The 20,435-nt window shown below is 58.1% G+C and carries 16 protein-coding genes; 8 read left to right on the forward strand and 8 right to left on the reverse strand.

The features are described 5' to 3' along the window. Position 1: 1 nt before the first annotated feature. The gene (locus tag K3556_RS02555; RefSeq protein ID WP_260518164.1) at positions 2-1,390 is read left to right on the forward strand and encodes a sensor histidine kinase; all 1,389 of its coding nucleotides are present in this window, start codon (positions 2-4) and stop codon (positions 1,388-1,390) included. 6 nt (positions 1,391-1,396) lie between these two features. Here the strand turns inward: K3556_RS02555 and K3556_RS02560 are convergent, their stop codons facing one another. From K3556_RS02560 to K3556_RS02570, 3 genes are all read right to left on the reverse strand, one after another. Next, on the reverse strand, positions 1,397-4,603 hold the full coding sequence (locus K3556_RS02560; RefSeq protein WP_260518165.1) for a reductive dehalogenase: 3,207 nt from the start codon (positions 4,601-4,603) through the stop codon (positions 1,397-1,399). 1 nt (position 4,604) lies between these two features. Further along, positions 4,605-6,260 (reverse strand): sulfatase-like hydrolase/transferase, encoded by a 1,656-nt coding sequence (locus K3556_RS02565; RefSeq protein ID WP_260518166.1) that lies wholly within the window; start codon positions 6,258-6,260, stop codon positions 4,605-4,607. A gap of 85 nt (positions 6,261-6,345) precedes the next feature. Next, on the reverse strand, positions 6,346-6,963 hold the full coding sequence (locus K3556_RS02570; RefSeq protein ID WP_260518167.1) for a TetR/AcrR family transcriptional regulator: 618 nt from the start codon (positions 6,961-6,963) through the stop codon (positions 6,346-6,348). 81 nt (positions 6,964-7,044) lie between these two features. Between K3556_RS02570 and K3556_RS02575 the strand changes: the two genes are divergently transcribed. Both K3556_RS02575 and K3556_RS02580 read left to right on the forward strand, forming a co-directional pair. After that, entirely contained in the window at positions 7,045-8,604 is a 1,560-nt protein-coding gene (locus tag K3556_RS02575) for a trimethylamine methyltransferase family protein (protein WP_260518168.1), read from the forward strand. Between the two features lie 11 nt (positions 8,605-8,615). Further along, positions 8,616-10,658 carry an NADH:flavin oxidoreductase gene (locus K3556_RS02580; RefSeq protein WP_260518169.1) on the forward strand — a complete coding sequence of 681 codons (2,043 nt, stop codon included), beginning with the start codon at positions 8,616-8,618 and terminating at the stop codon, positions 10,656-10,658. Positions 10,659-10,672: 14 nt separating this feature from the next. Here K3556_RS02580 and K3556_RS02585 read toward each other — a convergent pair whose 3' ends face one another. From K3556_RS02585 to ubiA, 3 genes are all read right to left on the reverse strand, one after another. Beyond that, positions 10,673-11,002, reverse strand: a complete 330-nt coding sequence (locus tag K3556_RS02585; protein ID WP_260518170.1) for a hypothetical protein — start codon at positions 11,000-11,002, stop codon at positions 10,673-10,675. A gap of 24 nt (positions 11,003-11,026) precedes the next feature. After that, positions 11,027-13,078 carry an OmpA family protein gene (locus K3556_RS02590; RefSeq protein WP_260518171.1) on the reverse strand — a complete coding sequence of 684 codons (2,052 nt, stop codon included), beginning with the start codon at positions 13,076-13,078 and terminating at the stop codon, positions 11,027-11,029. Positions 13,079-13,142: 64 nt separating this feature from the next. Continuing rightward, the gene (ubiA, locus tag K3556_RS02595) at positions 13,143-14,111 is read right to left on the reverse strand and encodes a 4-hydroxybenzoate octaprenyltransferase (RefSeq protein WP_260518172.1); all 969 of its coding nucleotides are present in this window, start codon (positions 14,109-14,111) and stop codon (positions 13,143-13,145) included. A gap of 11 nt (positions 14,112-14,122) precedes the next feature. Between ubiA and K3556_RS02600 the strand changes: the two genes are divergently transcribed. The 4 genes from K3556_RS02600 to K3556_RS02615 all read left to right on the forward strand — a co-directional run bounded on the left by K3556_RS02600 (position 14,123) and on the right by K3556_RS02615 (position 17,649). Beyond that, positions 14,123-14,848, forward strand: a complete 726-nt coding sequence (locus K3556_RS02600; RefSeq protein ID WP_260518173.1) for a 16S rRNA (uracil(1498)-N(3))-methyltransferase — start codon at positions 14,123-14,125, stop codon at positions 14,846-14,848. Then, positions 14,845-15,705 (forward strand): GNAT family N-acetyltransferase, encoded by an 861-nt coding sequence (locus K3556_RS02605; protein WP_260518174.1) that lies wholly within the window; start codon positions 14,845-14,847, stop codon positions 15,703-15,705. Before K3556_RS02600 ends, K3556_RS02605 begins: the two co-directional genes overlap by 4 nt. Beyond that, the gene (locus K3556_RS02610; protein WP_260518175.1) at positions 15,702-16,214 is read left to right on the forward strand and encodes a hypothetical protein; all 513 of its coding nucleotides are present in this window, start codon (positions 15,702-15,704) and stop codon (positions 16,212-16,214) included. The genes K3556_RS02605 and K3556_RS02610 overlap by 4 nt, the downstream gene beginning before the upstream one ends. A gap of 64 nt (positions 16,215-16,278) precedes the next feature. After that, positions 16,279-17,649, forward strand: coding sequence for a glutamate--cysteine ligase (locus K3556_RS02615; protein ID WP_260518176.1), 1,371 nt, complete (start codon positions 16,279-16,281; stop codon positions 17,647-17,649). A 16-nt stretch (positions 17,650-17,665) separates the two neighbouring features. On the opposite strand, the gene K3556_RS02620 is transcribed toward K3556_RS02615, so the two are convergent. Continuing rightward, on the reverse strand, positions 17,666-18,127 hold the full coding sequence (locus tag K3556_RS02620; protein WP_260518177.1) for an OsmC family protein: 462 nt from the start codon (positions 18,125-18,127) through the stop codon (positions 17,666-17,668). Positions 18,128-18,273: 146 nt separating this feature from the next. Between K3556_RS02620 and K3556_RS02625 the strand changes: the two genes are divergently transcribed. Next, on the forward strand, positions 18,274-18,870 hold the full coding sequence (locus K3556_RS02625; protein WP_260518178.1) for a pyridoxamine 5'-phosphate oxidase family protein: 597 nt from the start codon (positions 18,274-18,276) through the stop codon (positions 18,868-18,870). A gap of 35 nt (positions 18,871-18,905) precedes the next feature. Here the strand turns inward: K3556_RS02625 and K3556_RS02630 are convergent, their stop codons facing one another. Continuing rightward, positions 18,906-20,312 (reverse strand): FAD-binding oxidoreductase, encoded by a 1,407-nt coding sequence (locus tag K3556_RS02630; RefSeq protein ID WP_260518179.1) that lies wholly within the window; start codon positions 20,310-20,312, stop codon positions 18,906-18,908. Positions 20,313-20,435 lie beyond the last annotated feature (123 nt).

Genomic DNA, 20,435 nt, shown 5'->3' on the forward strand with positions numbered 1-20,435 from the left:
CGTGTTGAACACTCTTTCAGGCCGTTTTCTGATCTTGACGACGCTGTTCGTCATGTTGGCTGAAGTGTTGATCTTTGTGCCGTCTGTCGCGCGGTTTCGCGAGGATTACCTGAGCACCCGGCTGGAACGGGCACAGATCGCGTCGCTTGTGCTTCTTGCAGACGACATGATCGCGCCGGAGCTTGAAGCCGAACTTCTGGAAAACGCCGAGGTCTATAACGTGGCGTTGCGCCGGGACGAAGTGCGGGAGTTGATGTTGTCCTCTCCGATGCCACAACCGGTCGATAAAACCTTCGATCTGCGCCACTCCACAGCTTTCAGCCTGATGCGCGATGCAATCTCGCAATTGTTTACGCCTAAGCCGGAAGTGATCCGCGTGATCGGGGACCCGGTGCGCAAAGGGGGCTTGGTGATCGAGATCACCATGATGACCGGAAAATTGCGGGCCGCGATGCTCGATTACGGGCTGAACATCTTATATCTGTCGGCGGTCATCTCAGTCATAACCGCAAGCTTACTTTTCTTGGCGGTGCGGTCCTTGATGGTGCGTCCGATCAGGCGGGTGGTCGACAACATGAAAGACTATGCCATCAACCCGGAAGACGCGCGTCGGATCATTCAACCCAGCACCAATGTCACCGAGTTGCGCGATGCTGAACTGGCGCTGAAAAGCCTGCAAACTGACCTGACCAGCGCCTTGAAGCAGAAAGAACGGCTGGCGCAACTGGGTGGGGCTGTCGCGCGGATCAGCCATGATTTGCGTAACATCCTGACCACCGCACAGTTATTTGCTGATCGGATGGAGAACAGCAAAGATCCGATGGTCAAGCGCGTTGGGCCAAAGCTGGTCAATTCGATCCATCGCGCCGTCAGCCTGTGCGAGAATACGTTGACCTTCGGCAAGGCAGAAGAGCCTGCACCAGCCCTGGGTTGGATCGTACTGGCTGATCTGGCAGGTGACATATTTGAAAGCGAACGGCTTGCCGCTGGCGACCATGACATCTCGTTCGGCGAGGATATACCGGCGGGGCTGACCCTTCGTGCTGATCCCGAACAACTGTATCGCGTGCTTCTGAACCTAGTGCGTAATGCGCGACAAGCCATTGTCGCGACCGGAAAACCGGGCGAGGTGGCCGTTCAGGCCGTCGAGACAGAAAAAGACTGGCAAATTCGCGTTGTCGATACCGGGCCAGGTCTTCCGAAAATGTCGCAAGAGCACTTGTTTCAACCCTTCGCCGGTACCAACCGCAAGGGTGGGTCGGGGCTTGGGCTGGCAATCGCGGCCGAGCTGGTGCGCGGACACGGTGGGGGGCTGGTGTTGGAAAGATCCGGGCCTGAAGGCACCTCGTTCTTGCTGACCTTGCCAAAGGAAGTCGCGCACGTCGCTTGACCAAGGCTACAGGTCGACCTCGATTTCGCCATTGGGGTCTGCGGCACGGCTTTGGCACAGTATCATGTTTTCTGCGCGCTGGGCATTGGACAAAACGAAGTCGCGATGTTCAACCGCACCGGAGGTCACGCCACATTTGCACACGCCGCAAATGCCGTCCGAACATTTCACATCCACATGAACACCCGCGGCGTTCAGTGCGTCAGCCGCGGTTTGATCTTCTGACACTGCAACACGACGGCCGTCTTTCAGTTTGATCGTGAACGGGTGGTTTTCATACTCGGGCTGCTCTGGCGGGTTGAAATACTCCAGATGCCGCGCCGCATCGGGAATGCCTTGCCGTTCGGCAGCTTCCATCGCGGCTGTCATATATCGGTCTGCGCCACAGCAATAGACATGAGCACCTTCAGGTGCGCCCGACAGGATCGCATCGAAATCAGCCCGCGTCCCTTCATCCGAGAAGTGAAGATGCACGCGGTCCGCCCACGGCATCACGGCAAGATCGTTCAAAAACCCCGCATCGGCGCGACGGCTGGCGGAGTAATGAAGCGCAAAATCTGCACCGATGGTGTGCAGACGGTGGGCGAAGGCGATCATCGGCGTGATGCCGATCCCGCCGCCCATCAGGAAGGTTTTGGAGGCACTTTCGTCCAATTCAAAATGGTTGATCGGTTTGGCAACAAAGACCTTGCGCCCCTCAGAAAAGATCCGGTGCAACAGGGCAGACCCACCGCGCCCATCAGGCTCGCGCAAGACGCCGATCTGATAGGACATCTGGTCCGCCGGATCACCAGACAATGAATACTGCCGCAGGAAATCGGGCGACACCAACACATCCAGATGCGCTCCGGCTGTCCATGCGGGCAGCGGTGCACCATCAAGGGATGCAAACTCATATTTAGTGACGCCTTCGGCCATCGGTTCGACGCGGTTAACCACCAGCTGCACCACTGGCGTATCATCTGGAACGGAGTAGCGGTGGATCATCGTGCGATCGCCCTGTGCCAGCCGCGCGCGATATTCACTTGCTGTGATCATGGCCTGATAGGCTGCGATGCCCGCCTCGCGGTCCATTGGGAAAGGATAGGGATAGGGGGGCGGGGCAAGCGGTGCCGGGTAAACTGCCAAGGTCTGATCTTCAAAGCGCAGGTCCAGATCACGGCTGAGGTTTCGCCGATTCACCGGATCATCTGTCGGATGATAGCCGCCATCGGGGCCAAGCTTCAGATCCCACCACCATTTCTTGGTATCGTTCAGCCCGCCATTGCCCACCACATCGTCCAGCTTTGCCAGAAATGGCGCGGCACCTGGCAGATTTGAAGCCGCCCAGCGGAAGGGCGCTTGGGCAAAAAGCCCCTCAAGGTTCCATGGGCAGGTTTTCATACACCGCCCGCACATCGCGCCGCCCGGTTGGGTGACGCGATAGGTGGTGCATTTCTGACTGTCGGACTTCCAAATCTCATAGCCGTTGAACATCAGTTTTGGCCCGGCGGTGATTGCACCCGATGGGCATTCGCGGGCACATTTGTTGCAGTTTTCGCAGAACCGTTGCAGGCCGAAGTCGATTGGCTTGTCATGCGCCATCGGCATGTCGGTGGTCACCACGCCCGATTTCAAGCGTGGGCCAAGATAGGGGTTCAGGATGACCTCGCCAATCCGGCTGACCTCGCCCAAACCCGCAAGCAACAAAAGGGGCGGTTGCAGAACGGTGCCGTCCATCACGGTATGCGCCTTGGCAGAATAGCCGAGGTTGCGGATTTGCTGCGCGATCACCCCGCCAATCAGCGAGAACCGCAAATAGGCGCGCATGGATTGGCTGACGGCGATCCAATCGTCACCCGAAGCGCCCTCCATCGTTTCAAACCCCTGATCGACGATCATCGACACCGCCTGGTCATGAGTTGGCTCAATCTCGGCCCCGGTGGCGTCATGGCTGTACCATGTCCAGTCCGGGCAGCGGCTGGTGCCCACCGCGTCAATGCCAAGAAAATAGCTGGCAGCCTTCAGTGCGGCAGAGTTGGCATTCGGGTCATCGGGGAGGTTGGCCTGATCCTTCACTGGCCCGTCTTGCAGCGGCGTCAGCACCCCGAGGGCGCGGCGCTGGGCGTAACTAGGGGCCGCTTTGCGCACATACATGCCGCCGGATGAGTGCTCCTGCAGGTGCTTTCCCATGTCACCGAATTGGGCGCGGGCGAACATGTCGGCGCGTTTTGGAACGCGGGCAACATTGGGTTCGTCTATATAGGTGGTCGGTGTTTCGACGCGCTTCAAACGCTCGAACGGATGTGCGCCCATGGCATAGTCACGTTTGGCATAAGGGTCGCGGTTTAGGGCAGACTTTACGGTCTTGGTGCCAAGCCACCATACGGGTCCATTGATCTGGTGCCATGGTTGTTGCGGCATCGGGGCAAGCGGCTTGTCGGACGCCAGCGCCATGTCCGTGGTCACCACGGCCAGCCCGAACCGGGACCCGATCCAAGGGGCAACGAGCTGTCCGTGTTCCACCGTGGCCAACCCGGCGGCCACGGCCAACCGGTTCAGATCGACATCCGTGGCGGCACCCGAATGCGCCTTGGCGTCGAACCCCAGAAGCCGGATGTAGTTTGCGATGACAATCGCGGTCTCGGCCCCCAGCAGACAGGCGCGTTGGTCTTGAGCGTCCATGATCCAGTCGGCCCCGGGCTCGTCCGGGCGGGGGTCGCGGTGATGCTCATATAGAAAAACCAGCGCGTGCCGGTGACCGCTGACGGGCCGGGGGGGTGCGCCAAGGCTTTCGCCCAGTTCGGCCATCAAGGTGTCGATGCCTGCTGCCAGCGTGCGCACTTCGCGACTGTCCAGCGAAGTGACGAGCGCTTCGATATCCGGGTTTGTAATCGGTTGATCCAGAACATCATCGCTGGTGAGGTTTGCGACCCCAACCATCGACGCGTCCGAGAAATAGCCAAATGCCTTTAGGTGTACGCTGCGCGCGGTGGCATCATCGGGGATCGTTGAACGTGCCGTGTTCACATTGCCATCGCGGATAGCGTCCAACGCGGCCTGATAAGGGCCCATGGCGTTGACGATGTTTTCGGGTGTTTCGGGGCGGTCAAACCGCACAGGCCATTGTGGCGGTACGCTGGATAGGTCCGGGGGGCTGTCGCACCGTTTCAGTCGCTCAAGCGGATAGGGTCCCAAATGCACTGGGCGATTCTTGGTAGAAAACAGCCGCATGTCAGGCGTTGTCTACAGGTCGCGCTGGGCCGCTGTATCGTGAGAGGTATTCCTCTGGAATATCCTCGTCCCCATACAGACCCAACAGGATGCCGACACGGCCCGCGCCGCCTTTGCGCCGTGCTTCGATCTGGGCGTCCGAAACGGTGGTGCGTTGCGATTGCCGCCGCGACCACGTGAACAGATGGTCGTAAAGTTTTTCGATGACGTTGGCATGATCCGTCGAAGACCCCAGATCGATCAGCTCGTCGGGATCGTTCGTTAGGTCGAACAGCATCGGTCGAAACCCGCCTTCAGCGTGCATCATTTTCCATTGGTCGGTGCAGACCATGAACAGGCGGCAATCTTTCGGGGCCAGCCCCAGTTTGCTGGCCGCGCCCGAGGTCGAGAAGTCATATTCGCTGATCGCAAAGTCCCGCCAGTCGCTTTCGCGCCCTTCCAGCAGCGGCACTAGGGAACGGCCCTCAAGGATATGGTGTGGCACCTCTGCGCCTGCCATCTCGACAAAGGTTGCGGCAAGGTCAATCTGTTCAACCAGCTTGTCGCAGACGGTGCCGCGGGTCGCGTCCGCCTGCGCGCGTGGGTCCGAAATGATCAACGGCACCCGCACCGACGGGTCATGGAACATGTCCTTCTCGCCCATCCAGTGGTCGCCCATGTAATCACCGTGATCCGAGGTCAACACGATCACCGTGTCGTCCGACTGTCCAGTGTCGTCCAGATAATCCAGCAAACGCCCCAACTGGTCGTCACACTGCTTGATCAGACCCATATAGGCCGGGATCACAGTTTCACGGACTTCGTCGCGCGAAAACGCGGTGCCAACGCCGCCCTCCATATAAGCGCCAAAAACCGGGTGCGGGTCGCGGCGTTCATCTTCGGACCGGACCACGGGCTTAATGTGGTTGTGCCCATACATGTCGTGATAGGGCGCGGGAACGATATAAGGCCAGTGGGGCTTGATGAAACTGACATGTGCGCACCATGGCCCCTTGCTCTGCTGCGCTTCGATGAAGTCAATCGTGCGGTTGGTCAGCCACGGCGTTTCGCTGTCTTCCTCGCGAATATTGGCGGGCTTGTCGGCGTGCATCATCAGAAAGCCCGAGGCAATGTTGCCGTCGCCTGTCACGCCCGCATTCGCGTTGTCATGCCACGGGTTCTTCGCCGGATAACCTTTGGCTTTCAGGTATTCGTTATAGGGCGAGCGTTTCTGATCATAAAACCCATCCGGCCCTTCGGCCCACAACCCATCATCACGTATCCAGACGTCAAAGCCACATTCCTCGACCCGTGCGCCGATCACGCTGTCAGGCGACAGACCCAAGCGGGCCATACCCTCGGCGTCTGCTTTCATATGTGTTTTGCCGATCAGCCAGCAGTCCATCCCAGCCTTGCGCAGATGGTCGCCCATCGTGATCTCGCCCACCTTCAGGGGAAAATTGTTGTGCGCTGCCCCATGCGAAGACACGTAACGCCCTGTATAGGTGCTCATCCGGCTGGCACCACAGACGGGGGATTGGCAATAGGCGCGATCAAACCGCACGCCGCGCGCAGCGACGCGGTCGAAGTTCGGCGTTTCAAGCGTGGGGTGACCCGCACAGCTAAGGTAATCGAACCGCAACTGGTCATACATGATGAAAAGGATGTTTGGCGCCATGCGCGATGCCCCTCCCGCGTATCGTTCTGTTCGCAATGGAATCAGTTGAGCATGGACGGGAAGGGCGCGCTACCCCAGATTGGATTCAATATCCATTTCTAGAGCGAAAACGCTCAATCTCGGCCTTCGACGGCGTCTGCCCGGTAAAAAGCTCAACATATGCGGGGACGCGGTCAATCCGTCCGACCGGATCTTCTTCGATCTCCATCGAGATATAGCCAGCCTGAGTGTATAGGATTGCCATCGTACGAATTTCGGCATCTTCGCCGGAATACCCGAACCGTTGAAACATCGCCGAGACGGCAGCTTTTCGACGCGCGTCTGCTTCGTCCAGCCGCGTCTTCAACAACGGCTCACTGCGGGCCCAATGACGTATGGCATTGTCCAATTCGGCGTCGAACAGCGTTGGGTCGATCCAACAGTCCTGAAGGTTGAACATCGCTTCGCAGATCGTTTCGGCATACGCCTCGCACCGCGCCACAAGATTGCCTGTGTTCTTTTCTTCCCAACAGCGGACCATCGCATCCAGCAACGCATCGCGGTCGCGGAAATGGTGATAGAAGCCCGTCCGGGTTAAACCAAGACGTTTGGCCAAAGGCATGACTTTTACAGCATCCACGCCTGCTTCGATTAGCATTTCCAAAGCGGCATCCAGCCACATTTGATCAGACGCACGCGGGCGGGAAGGGGGCAAACTGTTCATGCGCCTATTTTAATAAACTTGACACAAGTGTCAATTGTGCTGACATCTATGTCAGGAGTGACTCGTAACTGGGAGGAAGCGATGAGCGATACAGTGGTGAGACAACGTCGTGGCCGCAGCAAACGCCAAGAGCGTGATGGCGCGCCGGGTCAGAACCCGCATCTAGAACGCCCCTTTATCAAGCGCGGCATTCCCACCTATGACATTCTGGGTGATGAAGCTCTGGAGCGGATCGAGGATACGGCAGACCGCATCATGGCCGAGATTGGTATCGAGTTTCGCGATGATCCGGGCACCGTTGAACTGTTTCGCAAAGCCGGGGCAGAGGTCACAGAGCTGGACCCAACCCGCTGGAACGTGAAATTCGCGCCGGGCATGATCCGTGAAATACTGAAAACCGCCCCGCCCCAATTCACCCAGCACGCCCGCAATCCCGCCAATAATGTCGAGATCGGCGGCGACAATGTGGTGTTCGCGCCGTCTTATGGCAGCCCGTTCGTGATGGATCTGGACAAGGGCCGGCGTTATGGCACGCTCGAGGATTTCCAGAATTTCGTCAAGCTGGGTCAAATGAGCCCGTGGCTGCACCATTCCGGCGGCACAGTTTGCGAACCCACCGACGTTCCAGTCAACAAGCGGCATCTGGATATGGTCTACGCCCATATGCGGTATTCTGATCGGCCGTTCTTGGGATCGATCACCGCGCCGGAACGTGCTGCCGACAGTGTCGAAATGTGCCGTGTGTTGTTTGGCGCAGAGTTCGTCGACCAGAACTGCGTGATCATGGGCAACTTCAACACCACCAGCCCGCTTGTGATCGACGGTGTCACCTCGCAAGGCATCCGCGAATATGCGAAGGCAGGGCAGGGGTCGATTCACCTGCCGTTCCTTCTGGGCGGTGCGGTGTCGCCGCTGACCATGGCCGGTTCGGCGGCGCAATGCCTTGCCGAAAGCATGGTGTCTTGCGCAATCGCTCAGTTGGAACGTCCCGGCGCGCCAGTGGTACTGGCCAGTTTCCTCAGCTCGATGTCGCTGCGCTCGGGCTCGCCTACATTTGGCACGGCCGAACCGGCGGTAGGAAGTCTGGTTTTCGGGCAATTGGCACGGCGGCTAAACTTGCCCTTGCGCTGTGCTGGAAATTTCTCGACCTCTAAACTGCCGGATGCGCAGGCGATGCAGCAAAGCATGATGTCGATGATGTCGGCAATCCATTGCGGAGCGAACTATCTTCTGCACTCGGCAGGGTTTCTGGATGGGCTGTTGTCGATGTCATACGAGAAATTTATGCTTGATCTCGACCTTTGCGGGGCGCTGCATGCCTATCTGGATGGCGTGACGGTGAACGAGGATACGTTGGGTTTTGATGCGCTTGCAGAGAAGGGGCCGGGCGAGCATCTGTTCTCGACCGCACACACGATGCGGCACTACAAAACAGCGTATTACGACAGCGCGCTTGATGATAACCAGCCGTGGGAAACATGGGATGAGCAGGGCGAAGTTGACATGGCCACCCGTGCCAACCTGCGCTGGAAAGCACAACTGGCGGCGTATCAAGCGCCACCAATCGACGCTGGCATTGATAGCGCTCTGAAAGATTTCATTGCGCGGAAGAAGGCGTCCATGGGCGACGCTTGGTACTAAGGAAGACGCACATGTCGAATGATCCCCTTCTGCAGCCCTATCAACTGGGTCACCTGACGCTTCGCAACCGGATCATGACCACCAGTCACGAACCCGCCTATCCCGAGGACGGCATGCCGAAAGAGCGCTATGCCGCCTATCACGCCGAGCGCGCGAAAGCCGGGATCGCGATGGCCATGACGGCAGGGTCGGCCGCCGTATCAAAAGACAGCCCGCCCGTCTTCAACAACATTCTGGCTTATAAAGACGAAGTTGTGCCATGGATCAGGAATCTGACGGATGCCGTACACGAGCATGGTGCGGCCTGTATGATCCAGTTGACGCATCTTGGGCGCCGCACAGGTTGGAACAAGGGTGACTGGTTGCCGCCAGTCTGTTCCACGCCACACCGTGAACCTGCCCACCGTGCCTTTCCAAAATTGGCCGAGGATTGGGATATTGCCCGGATCATTTCCGATTTCGCCGACGCGGCCGAGCGGATGAAAGAGGGTGGCATGGATGGGGTCGAGGTTATGACCCACGGGCATTTGCTGGACCAATTCATCTCGCCTCTCACCAACCGTCTTGATGGCCCATATGGCGGCGAATTGGCGGGTCGGATGCGGCTGACGCTCGACATTATTGATGCCGTGCGTCGGCGCGTCGGCAAGGAATTTATCGTCGGCGTACGCTTTGCCCCGGACGAGGTTGAGGACGGCGGTATTGACCCGGATATGGGTATGGAGATCGCCAAGATGCTGCGCGACAGCGGGCAGGTGGATTATCTGAACATCAACCGTGGACGTATTCATACGGACCCCGCGATGACGGACATGATCCCCATCCAAGGCGCGCCATCTTCGCCACATCTGGATTTTGCCGGGCGGGTGCGTGCAGAAGTCGGTATGCCCACATTCCATGCCGCGCGTATCCCCGATGTTGCAACCGCGCGCCACGCCATTGCGTCGGGACAACTGGATATGGTGGGCATGACCCGCGCCCATATGGCGGACCCGCACATTGTTCGAAAGATTGTCGAAGGGCGCGAGGATGACATTCGCCCCTGTGTTGGCGCGACCTACTGCCTGGATCGTATCTATCAGGCGGGCGATGCGTTGTGCATCCACAATGCCGCTACCGGGCGCGAACTGACGATGCCGCATGTGGTGGAACCTGCCAAGGATGTACGCAAAGTGGTGATCGTAGGGGCCGGCCCCGCCGGGCTGGAAGCTGCTCGCGTGGCAGCTGAGCGCGGCCATGATGTGACCGTCTTTGAAGCACAACCAAACCCCGGTGGGCAGGTGCGGCTGACCGCGCAAACGCCGCGCCGGCGCGAGATGATCGGCATCATCGACTGGCGTATGGCGCAATGTGCAGCGCGCGATGTGACGTTCCATTTCAACACATGGGCCGAGGCTGATGATGTGACTGCACTGAATCCTGACGTGGTTATCATTGCCTCAGGTGGGCTGCCCAATCAGGAGCTTTTCGAAACCAAGGGCGATCAGGATCTGGCGATCAGCGCATGGGATGTGATTGCGGGCGACGTGAAATGCGCGGGCGACGTGCTGATCTATGACGAAAGTGGGGATCATCCCGCATTGCAAGCGGCTGAAATCGCAGCCGAAGCCGGGGCCAATGTCGAGGTGATGACCCCCGACCGCGTCTTCGCTCCTGATATCATGGCGATGAATCTTGTGCCTTATATGCGGTCACTTCAGCCCAAGGGGGTAAGGTTCACCGTGACCGAGCGTTTGCTTGGCATCGCACGCGACGGCAACCGTTTGCGTGCGACACTGGGGACAGACTATTCCGACCATACACGCGAAGCGACTTATGATCAGGTGGTGGTCAACTACGGGACAATGCCCATGGCTGACCTTTATTTTGACTTGAAAGAGATGTCAGTGAACCGTGGCGAAGTGGATCAGGATGCGTTGATAAACGGTCAACCACAGGCGATTCAGGCGAACCCGGATGGCACGTTCCAACTGTTTCGGATCGGTGATGCAGTAACCGCCCGCAACACACACGCGGCGATCTATGACGCATTGAGGCTGGTCAAAGATCTATGACAGCGCGGGCCAGCCTAGCTGCCCTGTGTCATCCGTTCGATATAGGCGCGCAATTCGCCAGCTTCCTGACGCGCGTCGCGCAGACCATCCATGGCGGCACTCAGCTCAGCTTCGGTCTGCTGCAACTGGTTTGACAGTTCTGCTTCACGTTGATGCAGATAGTCCGTTGCCTGATCGCGTGTTTCTTCAGCGTCGTGAAGAGCTTGAGCCATCTTGTCCAACTCACCCATCTCGGAGCCAGCGACTTGCACGAACCGGTGGATCAGCCAATGGGCAAACCAACCTAATGCAAACGCCACAAACAGGATGATGGCTGTAACGATGATAAACTCGGTTCTGTTCATCGGCGGAAGTCCTTGATTGATGGCTTAGCGTTCAGGGCGCGGTTCGGGGCGGGCGTCATCGGATTTTGGGGCAAATACATCTACGCCGCTGTAAGGCGGGGCGTCGGTGTCAGTCGCCTCGTCACTTTCACCTGCTGCAGGTGCGTCTGTTCCTACCTCGGAATCAGCAGCTCCTGTCTCGGCGCTGTCTTCTGATGTTGGCTCGGCATTCTCGGCAGAAGTCGCGGCGGCGTCATCATTTTCTGGCTCAATGGTCGTTGCTTCAAGCAAGCGGAATTCGATTCGGCGGTTTGCTTCGCGCCCGTCCTCGGTTCCATTGTCGGCAATCGGGTCAGCTTCGCCATAGCCCTGCGCGGTCAGGTTGGTGGTCAGGATACGACGGGTCAGAAGCGCATTCAGCACGGCTTGGGCCCGGCTTTGCGACAGCGCGAGGTTCATTTCTTCGCGACCCTGACTGTCGGTGTAGCCCGAGATTTCCATCCGCACGTCGGCACAGTCTTTCATGATCTCGGCGATCTTGTCGATTGTATCAGCTGCGGTGGCCTCGATATTCGCAGAGCCGGGCGCAAAGGTGATCTTGGATGCGGCCATTGTGGCATTGATGTTGGCGGCGCATTGTTCAGGGCTGGGAAGCGAGTGGCGCGGGTCAAGCTCTTCTTTATAAACCACATTAACCTGGAAGTTCTCCGACGCGCCCAACTTCTCACTCAAAATACGGGATACCGTCGCACTGGCGTCGGCGTCACCCGTGACACCGCGGATATCCACCACTTCGGGCTGAACCACAACCGAGCCACTGCTGAGGAATGACAGCGCTTCAAGTGCTGCGAGCACACGGGTGGGCCAGTCGGTTGGCAATTCCTGATCCAGCCGGGTGGCGGGATAAACATTGCCCGAACCGAATTTGGCGCGTGCGAAGCTTTCGGTGGCGCTGCGCAACGTCTCGTCTGTCAGTCGACCGCGCAATTGCAACAGGCCCTCGGGACTGCGCGTGGCAACGAATTCGGGTGGTCCACCACCTTCGCCACTGCCGTCAATCTTGACAGGCGCTGGCAAGACGGAATGCAGTGAATAAAGGTCCGGCAGGTCGTTCTCTAACTCCCCCACGACGCGGTCAAAGGTGCCTTGTGGTGTGGTGTCGGCCGCAACCAGCGTGACGTCAGCGTCCGAGAACGTGATAGAACCCCCGCCAAGCTCTTTAAGGGCTCTAATGCCTGTTTCAACAGCAATCGGCCAGTCTGGGGACGGCACACCTAATCCGATGGTGCAATTGGCCGTGCTGGTCATGCCAGCCTCGGTGGCGGCGGACACGATTTTTGCGCGACCGACCGTGGTATGCGCAGAGCAAGCATCAAACCGGGCGCCCTCGTCATCGATTAGGAACCGAAGGGTGAAGGGGGTAATAACCGGGCGCGGCGCAGAAATGTCGATCGACAGCAAGGCTGACCGCGGGGCTGCGCGTTTCAGATCGCGCGCCCATTTTGCTTTCTGCTCTTCACTGTCTGCGAGCGCCGTGATCAACACCTTGCTGGCATCCATCGAGATTTTCGACCTCGGCAGGGTCTCAAGCGCGTGGACAGCAAATGCCAGCACCTCGTCCCAATTGGCAGGCACCGGATAGTCGGCAACTTCAAGCAAGTCAGTGACATGAGAATCGCGCGCGATCGCGCTTACATCATCATTCAAAGTTGCTCGGTCTGACGCCGCGGGGATTAGCCCAATCATCGAAATACCAACATCATTCCGCAAGATTTCGATAGAGAATCGCGGTGGTTTGATCGCTTCGGCGGCAGGAATGGTCACATTGTCGATGACACGTGTTGAATCGACCACCTTGGCTGCGGCTGCCAAGGCCCGAAACCGCGCCGCTTCGCTGGGGGCGACGCCCGACAGGACCACTTGCAAACCATCAGCCTCGACACCGGTCCATTCATGGCCCTGCAGGAACAATTCGGCTTTTACTGATTCCAATGATGTCGTCTCGATCGTTGAAACGGCCATATTCGCAGCCAACAAAGACACCAAAGCCGCTATGAAGAACGAGGCCGGAACTAGGAGAACTTGCGAAAGGCGCATACTGAATGGCGTCCGTTATCTTGTGAATCCTACGCTTCTTAAGGTGTGTGGATGTCTGGCGCAATCACAGCAATATCGTAACGGCGAAAAATAGCACAGCAATAAGCCCAGTGTTTCGATTGGATCGGAACAGGCGCAAGCATGTTTCTGGGTCGTCGGTTTTCAGTTGCCGGAGCTGCCACATCATGTGCCAGCCCATGAACCAGACGCCACCAAGCGCAATCACCAGCGAAAGGACGTTTTCATTGGGAATCAGCGCCAAAGCAACAGCAATCGCCATCAATGCCACGGTCAGGATCTGGAAAAATAGAAGCCATTTGCGGCTATTTTCACCAAACAGGCGGGCGGTGGATTTGACGCCGATCAATGCATCATCCTCGGTGTCCTGATGAGCATAAATCGTGTCATAGAAAAGCGTCCATGCGATACCTGCGGCATATAGCACCACCGCAGGCCAGCCCAAGCAGCCTGTATGCGCGGTCCAGGCCAGCAAAGCGCCCCAGTTGAAGGCGATGCCCAGAAAGACCTGCGGCCACCATGTGAAACGTTTCGCAAATGGATAGATGGCAACCGGCGCCAACGACACAATACCCAACAAGACCGTCGCGCTGTTGAATGTCAGCAATATCCCGAAGGCGATAAGTGCTTGAAGGATCATCCAGATAGCGGCCTGCCGCGCTGTGACCTGCCCCGAAGGGATCGGCCTGCTGCGGGTGCGTTCGACCTTTGCGTCGAAGTCACGGTCTGTGATGTCGTTCCAGGTGCACCCGGCACCCCGCATCAGCCACGCCCCAATGGCACAGCCCAGCATGATCCACACATCAAACCAGCCGAACTGTCCTGTGCTGCTTGCGGCAAGTAGAACGCCCCACCAGCAGGGGAGCAGCAGCAACCATGTGCCGATAGGCCGGTCGGCACGGCTAAGCCTTAGATAAGGGCGGCTCCAGACCGGGGCCAGATGATCGACCCAATTGCCACGATAGGCGTCAGACACCTGTCCTTTTGGCTCTGGCAAATTGGCGTTTTGGGTCATAGGTTTCCCTCATGAAACAGGCGAAAGTCAGGCTCTATGTAGATCACCCCTTGGCCGAGGGGCAAACCGTTTCGCTGTCACGCGAACAGGCGCATTACCTTTTTGGCGTGATGCGGTTGAAAGACGGCGGCCTTGTCGCCTTGTTCAATGGGCGTGACGGCGAATTTCCGGCGCGTATTATCGAATCGGGAAAGCGCGCAGGTGTTTTGGAGTGTTTGGCGCAATCGCGCCCGCTGCACATGCCGCCTGACCTGTGGTTGTGTTTTGCGCCGATCAAGAAGGCCCGCACTGATTTTATCGTCGAGAAAGCGGCCGAAATGGGCGCGGCGGTGATTCAGCCCATGCAGACCGAGTTCACAAACTCTGAACGCATCCGTCGCGACCGGTTGCAGGCACATGCCATCGAGGCCGCCGAGCAATGCGGCGGCACCTATGTCCCCGAAGTCGCGGACCTTATGCGTATGGACAGGCTTCTGGACGCGTGGCCAGATGATCGCCAGATCATGTTTTGTGATGAAAGCCTCGTGGGTGCGGCCGAGACCCTTTCTGCCGCCAGCGGTCATCGTTGGGCAATTTTCATAGGTCCCGAAGGCGGCTTTTCTGATGCCGAGCGAAAACGTTTGAGTGCGATGGACATCGCCCACCCGGTCAGCCTTGGCCCACGTATCCTGCGGGCTGATACCGCCGCTGTGGCCGCGATGACGCTGTGGCAGCAGGCGTTGGGAGATTGGGCGTGATACGCGTGGCCCAACCGGGCGATGAAGCTGCAATCGAGGGCTTTTTGAAGCAGCACGCAGCAACCAGCATGTTTTTGCGCTCTAATCTTGCCAATCTTGGGTTGGCCCCTTCGGCGTCTCCACGGTCCACTGAATTCTGGCTTTTTGGCGCGCCGGACCTGCGGGGGGTGATCGGCTTTAGCAAAGCGGGTTTTGTTATGTGCGAGGTTCCCGATCTAAGGCTCTGCGATTGGCAAGAGTTTGCAGCGGCGGTCGAAGGCAGAACGGTTGCGGGCATTATGGGTGATCCCACGCAGGTCGACCTTGGAAAGCGCGGTCTTGGCATAGATGCCGCCGCATATTCGACGGACAGGGAAGAGCCGCTTTACCGGTTGCCATTGGATGGCCTGATAACCCCTGACGGTGTCGGCAAGCTGCGACCCGCGACAGACGACGATCTGGATATGCTGGTGGAGTGGGTGATCGACTATGACCTGACTGCATTCGGCCTGACGCTTGATGACAGGGTGCGCCGTCGGGCCCGGGAAACAGCGCAAGCGCATATCGCATCCGACAATCACCGTATTTTGGAGTGCAAGGGCGTCCCCGTCGCTAAAACCGCATTTAACGCGACTTTGCCGGACATGGTGCAGATCGGTGGGGTCTACACGCCTCCCTGCCTACGCTCGAAAGGCTATGCACGGCGTGCTGTGGCGCTGCACCTTCGGGAAGCGCAGGGCAAAGGCGTCAAGACGGCCATTCTGTTTGCAAGCGGAGAACCTGCTTGCCGCGCCTATGAGGCCATCGGTTTTCAGAAGATCGGAAGCCATACATTGGCGATCCTCGCTGAACCGCAAGTGATCGGGGCAGGCGTATGAGCTTTGTGCGCCCCGAAGCGGGCGCGGCTTTGGCTCGGTATCGCGAAGCTATTGTGGGCGGTATCATCGCATTCTTGGGCCTTTGGTGGGCGATAGGGTCGTTGGGTCTGATCAAGTGGATCGGCCTGACCGTTGCTGCGTTCGGCGTGGCGATCTTGTGGTCCGGCCTCAGACACGCGCGGATCCGTGCTGGCCATGGCGGCGTTGGGGTCGTGCAGGTCGATGAACGCCAGATTACCTATCTGGCGCCAATCGGTGGCGGCTTTGCGTCACTGGACGATGTGGGACGGATCGACATTGCAAAAGACCGCGCCGGAATGGCCAGTTGGCGATTTCGCACCGGCAATGAAATCCTGTTCATCCCAGTGCGTGCGGAAGGGGCAGAGGCCTTGTTCGACGCCCTGACCGCCCTGCCAGGAGCAGATATTGATGGGGCCATCCGTGCCGCCAATACGCCACCCAATGAAACTGTCGTGATCTGGCAACGCCCGGTCGTATCGTTGCATTGACACTTCCGGCCCATTGGCCCACCACTGAAAGACCCTGCAAGGCGCGAACATTCAGGAGACGCCCATGTCTATCCCTCAGTCCGGCGGCGGACCAATCACTCACCAAGATCAACTGGCCCAGTATCTGGCAGATGGCTGTAAACCGCGTGAGACGTGGAAGATTGGGACCGAGCATGAAAAGTTCGGCTATTGCAAAGATACGCTGAACCCGTTGCCCTATGACGGGCCACGGTCAATCTTGGCGATGCTGGAAGGGTTGCGTGACCGCTTCAATTGGTCCGAGGTTCGCGAGGCTGGCAACCTGATCGGGCTAGAGCGGGATGGCGCGAATATCAGTCTGGAGCCGGGCGGGCAGTTTGAATTGTCTGGCGCACCGTTGGACAGCATCCACCAAACTTGTGATGAAGTGAACGAACACCTACGCGAGGTGCAAGAGGTCGCCGACGGGATCGGTGCACGGTTCATCGGTTTGGGGGCGGCGCCAGAATGGACGCACGAGCAAATGCCTGTGATGCCAAAAGGGCGTTACAAACTGATGACCGACTACATGGACAAGGTCGGAACCCACGGCAAACAGATGATGTACAGGACCTGTACGGTGCAGGTAAACCTCGACTTCGCGGACGAGGCCGACATGGTGCAGAAGTTCCGCGTGGCGCTGGCGTTGCAGCCCGTTGCCACCGCGCTGTTCGCCAATTCGCCGTTTTTTGAAGGTAAACCCAATGGTCACAAGTCGTGGCGCTCGCGTATTTGGCGTGACCTCGATGCGTCGCGCACCGGGATGCTGCCTTTTGTGTTCGAGGACGGCATGGGTTTTGAACGCTATGTTCAATACGCGCTCGATGTGCCGATGTACTTTGTCTATCGCGACGGGGAATATATTGACGCGCTGGGCCAATCTTTCCGGGATTTCATGCAAGGCAAACTGCCTGCGCTGCCCGGCGAGACGCCGACGCTGAGCGACTGGGCTGATCACCTGACCACAATCTTCCCCGAAGCGCGGATCAAGCAATATATGGAAATGCGCGGCGCCGATGGCGGTCCATGGCGTCGCCTCTGCGCCCTTCCCGCCTTCTGGGTCGGGCTGATGTATGATCAGAGCAGCCTGAATGCGGCGTGGGATCTGGCCAAAAATCTTGACGCGGAAACACGCGAGGGCTTGCGGGTCGCGGCGTCAGTCGACGGGTTGCAGGGCGAGGCAGGCGGCGTGAAGCTGCATGATCTTGCACGTGAGGCCGTGAAAATTGCCGAAGCTGGCCTAAGAGCGCGTGGCCGCGAAGGCAATGCCGGTCTGGTGCCAGACGAAACCCACTTCCTGAACGCGGTGCAGGAAAGCGTCGAGGAAGGTCGCTCGCCCGCCTGTGAATTGCTGGGCAAGTATCACGGCGAATGGGACGGGGATCTTTCGCGGATTTATGCTGAGTATAGTTACTGAGGGCTGCTGTGCGGGACTAACCCGCCATTGAGATGGAAACCGGCACACCAACAGACAACGAATTGCTTACTACACAACTCGAACGTGCGCTTTCTACTACGAGTGTCGGGTCAGAACTGTCTAACGTGGTACAGTCAACCAGCATGTGGGCCGTTGTGACGACCAACGGTTCGCCTCCCAATTCGAGTGATACATCCACGGAAATATTATCGAGCTTTACGCCAAGTTCTTCAGCGGCGTAGCGCAGGTCATTGCAAAAGCACCCACCTAAGGCCAGCGCAAGAAGTTGGGCGCCGTTGAAACCTAACCCAAGACCGCCAGCTTTTCCTTCAGGCCGGTCCGCGACAATCGTGTGACTACCGGCCCAGCCAACCGCGGCTTCCGTTCCGGGTAAATTGCGCAATTGCACGTCTACTTTCATTTTGCCGTTCCCGTCTTCGCTTAGCCATTGTTCTGCGAGAATGCTGAGATGTGTCAACAATTAACAAGGACAGGTTTCCGACTTGGGCTTGATTGCATCAGTCCCCTCAAACGGCGCGACCAAAATCAAACAGAGAGTGCTGCACTTCGCTGAATTTGAAGAATACTGATATACTGCAATTGGTCACGCAAGGAGGAACAAGAATGTCGTCTCAGCCAAGCAGCATGTATCACGATGGTCACCGGGAATTGCAGGACAAATTCGACGGCCGTCGAATGGCGGACGCATTGGAAAAGCATCGGCGCTTTTCTGAGTTTCGGGAGCAAGATATCAGTTTCATTGAGGGTTCTGAATTCTTCTTCATCGCCACCGCACACAAACAAAGCGTCGACTGTTCTTTTCGAGGCGGCGCCCCGGGCTTTGTTCGAGTTACCGGCCCGAGGCGCCTAGAATGGTCTGATTACGATGGAAATTCAATGTATCGAAGCCTTGGTAACGCACTAAGGTCACGACGCGTTGGGCTGCTATTCATTGAATTTGGCGCCCAGCCCAAACGATTGCGAGTCAATGGGAACTGTAATCTTTTGGATGGACCAAAGATTGAGGGCCAAAAGATGACCGTGCAAATAGACGCCGACGAGATTTTTCCGAATTGCCCGCGTTATATTCCCGATCTGACCAAAGCTGGGGCATCTGCCTATATCCCTGACGAGACCGGGGCTAGCGCCAAACCGGATTGGAAAAGTGCTGAGGACCTGCGTGCAGCGCTTCCAGAAAATGACCCACACCGCGGTCAATAAGGGCTCAAACCAGACCTGCAGGGAACTACTAGATTTCACTCCGGCAACACCTTCCCCGGGTTCATGATCTCCTTCGGGTCCAGCGCCTGTTTGATCTGCTTCATCACAGTCAGAGCCACCGGATCCTTGCGTCTTTGCATTGACGGCAGTTTTGACAGGCCAATCCCGTGTTCGGCCGAAAAGCTGCCGCCCATTTCGATGGTGACGTCCTCAACACGTTCCATAATTGGGGTGACAAAGGATGCGTCGCTGGGGAAGACGGCATAGTGGATGTTGCCGTCACCCAAATGTGCAACCTCGATGACCTCCGCGTCGGGGTCTATCGCCGAAAGCTCACCCGCCATGCGTGTCAGGAATTCTTCCACGCGATCAAGGGGGAGGGCGATGTCATTGTTCACCAAGGGGCGACGGGACAACATGACCTCAGCGGCGGCTTCGCGACGGTCCCACATCTCGGTGCGCTGCGTATCGTTTTGGGCAATGACCGCATCAGTGATGGCACCTTCGTCCATGAACCCAGCCAAAATCTCTTCCAATCGCGACGTAAGGGGGATGGACCCGTCATCGTCGGGGGTGGCGTCACGCGCAACAGTTGATCCGACTTCAGCCAAAATATTGATGTCATGGTGGTCAGAGAACGGCGGTCGCAAGTTCTGGTGCCGCTTGGCAAGCGTGTCTAAATAAGCGCTGGGCATATATTCAAAAGCTTCAACAGCGCCGCCAGTTTCTTCCTGCAGGCGGTTAAGAATGGACAGGGCGTCGCCAAGCGACGAGACCGCAAGCATGGCGGTGGCGCGCGCTTTCGGGGCAGGCACCAACTTCAGGACCGCGCCCGTTATGACCGCCAGCGTCCCTTCAGAACCGATGAGCAGGTCGCGGAGGTCGTAACCGGAATTGTCTTTGTGCAACTCGCTCATCAGATTGAGCACCTCGCCATTGGGCAGAATCGCTTCGATCCCGATGCACAAATCACGGGTGTTGCCATGGCGCAGGACGTTTGATCCGCCTGCATTTGTGGCGAGCATGCCGCCGATCATGCACGACCCCTTGGCTCCGAAGCTCATCGGAAAGTTCAGGTCATGGGCCGCAACAGCGACTTGCAGGGTTTCCAGCACAACGCCGCCATCAACGATGGCAAGCCGCGCGTCTGGGCGGATCGAACGGATGCGGTTCATGCGAGAAAGTGACAGCACCAAGCTGCCTTCTGCCGCCTGGGTTCCGCCTGACAAACTGGTGTTGCCCGAAACGGGGACAACAGGCGTGCCCGTCTCATTGGCAATGGCCATGATAGCCTGCACATCGCGCGTCGAGCCGGGTCGCAGTACTGCCTTGGGCGCACTGTGATACTTGCCCAGCCAGTCGCGGGTCCACGGATCTGCATCGGCGCTTGTCAGGACATGAGCTGTACCAATCGCGTCGCGAAGCCGTTCCAAAATATCCATAAGAGCACCTCTTTTTCGGTAAGTTAGGCCGGAGCAGGCATAAGGTATAGTTGCAATCAGTCGTGACAGGTGCCTGTCGGAATGTTAGCGATATCTTGGTCGCGACTTGGCGGCGGTTCACAC

It is taken from the genome of Aliiroseovarius sp. M344, from assembly GCF_025140835.1.
Taxonomy (GTDB): Bacteria; Pseudomonadota; Alphaproteobacteria; order Rhodobacterales; family Rhodobacteraceae; genus Aliiroseovarius.

Excerpts from the sequence above, each read along its gene's own strand:
- ubiA (WP_260518172.1), bottom strand. The coding sequence starts at position 14,111 with ATGACCCAAAACGCCAATTTGCCAGAGCCAAAAGGACAGGTGTCTGAC.
- K3556_RS02580 (WP_260518169.1), top strand. The coding sequence starts at position 8,616 with ATGTCGAATGATCCCCTTCTGCAGCCCTATCAACTGGGTCACCTGACG.
- K3556_RS02630 (WP_260518179.1), bottom strand. The coding sequence starts at position 20,312 with ATGGATATTTTGGAACGGCTTCGCGACGCGATTGGTACAGCTCATGTC.
- K3556_RS02560 (WP_260518165.1), bottom strand. The coding sequence starts at position 4,603 with ATGCGGCTGTTTTCTACCAAGAATCGCCCAGTGCATTTGGGACCCTAT.
- K3556_RS02575 (WP_260518168.1), top strand. The coding sequence starts at position 7,045 with ATGAGCGATACAGTGGTGAGACAACGTCGTGGCCGCAGCAAACGCCAA.
- K3556_RS02610 (WP_260518175.1), top strand. The coding sequence starts at position 15,702 with ATGAGCTTTGTGCGCCCCGAAGCGGGCGCGGCTTTGGCTCGGTATCGC.
- K3556_RS02600 (WP_260518173.1), top strand. The coding sequence starts at position 14,123 with ATGAAACAGGCGAAAGTCAGGCTCTATGTAGATCACCCCTTGGCCGAG.
- K3556_RS02590 (WP_260518171.1), bottom strand. The coding sequence starts at position 13,078 with ATGCGCCTTTCGCAAGTTCTCCTAGTTCCGGCCTCGTTCTTCATAGCG.
- K3556_RS02570 (WP_260518167.1), bottom strand. The coding sequence starts at position 6,963 with ATGAACAGTTTGCCCCCTTCCCGCCCGCGTGCGTCTGATCAAATGTGG.
- K3556_RS02585 (WP_260518170.1), bottom strand. The coding sequence starts at position 11,002 with ATGAACAGAACCGAGTTTATCATCGTTACAGCCATCATCCTGTTTGTG.
- K3556_RS02625 (WP_260518178.1), top strand. The coding sequence starts at position 18,274 with ATGTCGTCTCAGCCAAGCAGCATGTATCACGATGGTCACCGGGAATTG.
- K3556_RS02615 (WP_260518176.1), top strand. The coding sequence starts at position 16,279 with ATGTCTATCCCTCAGTCCGGCGGCGGACCAATCACTCACCAAGATCAA.
- K3556_RS02565 (WP_260518166.1), bottom strand. The coding sequence starts at position 6,260 with ATGGCGCCAAACATCCTTTTCATCATGTATGACCAGTTGCGGTTCGAT.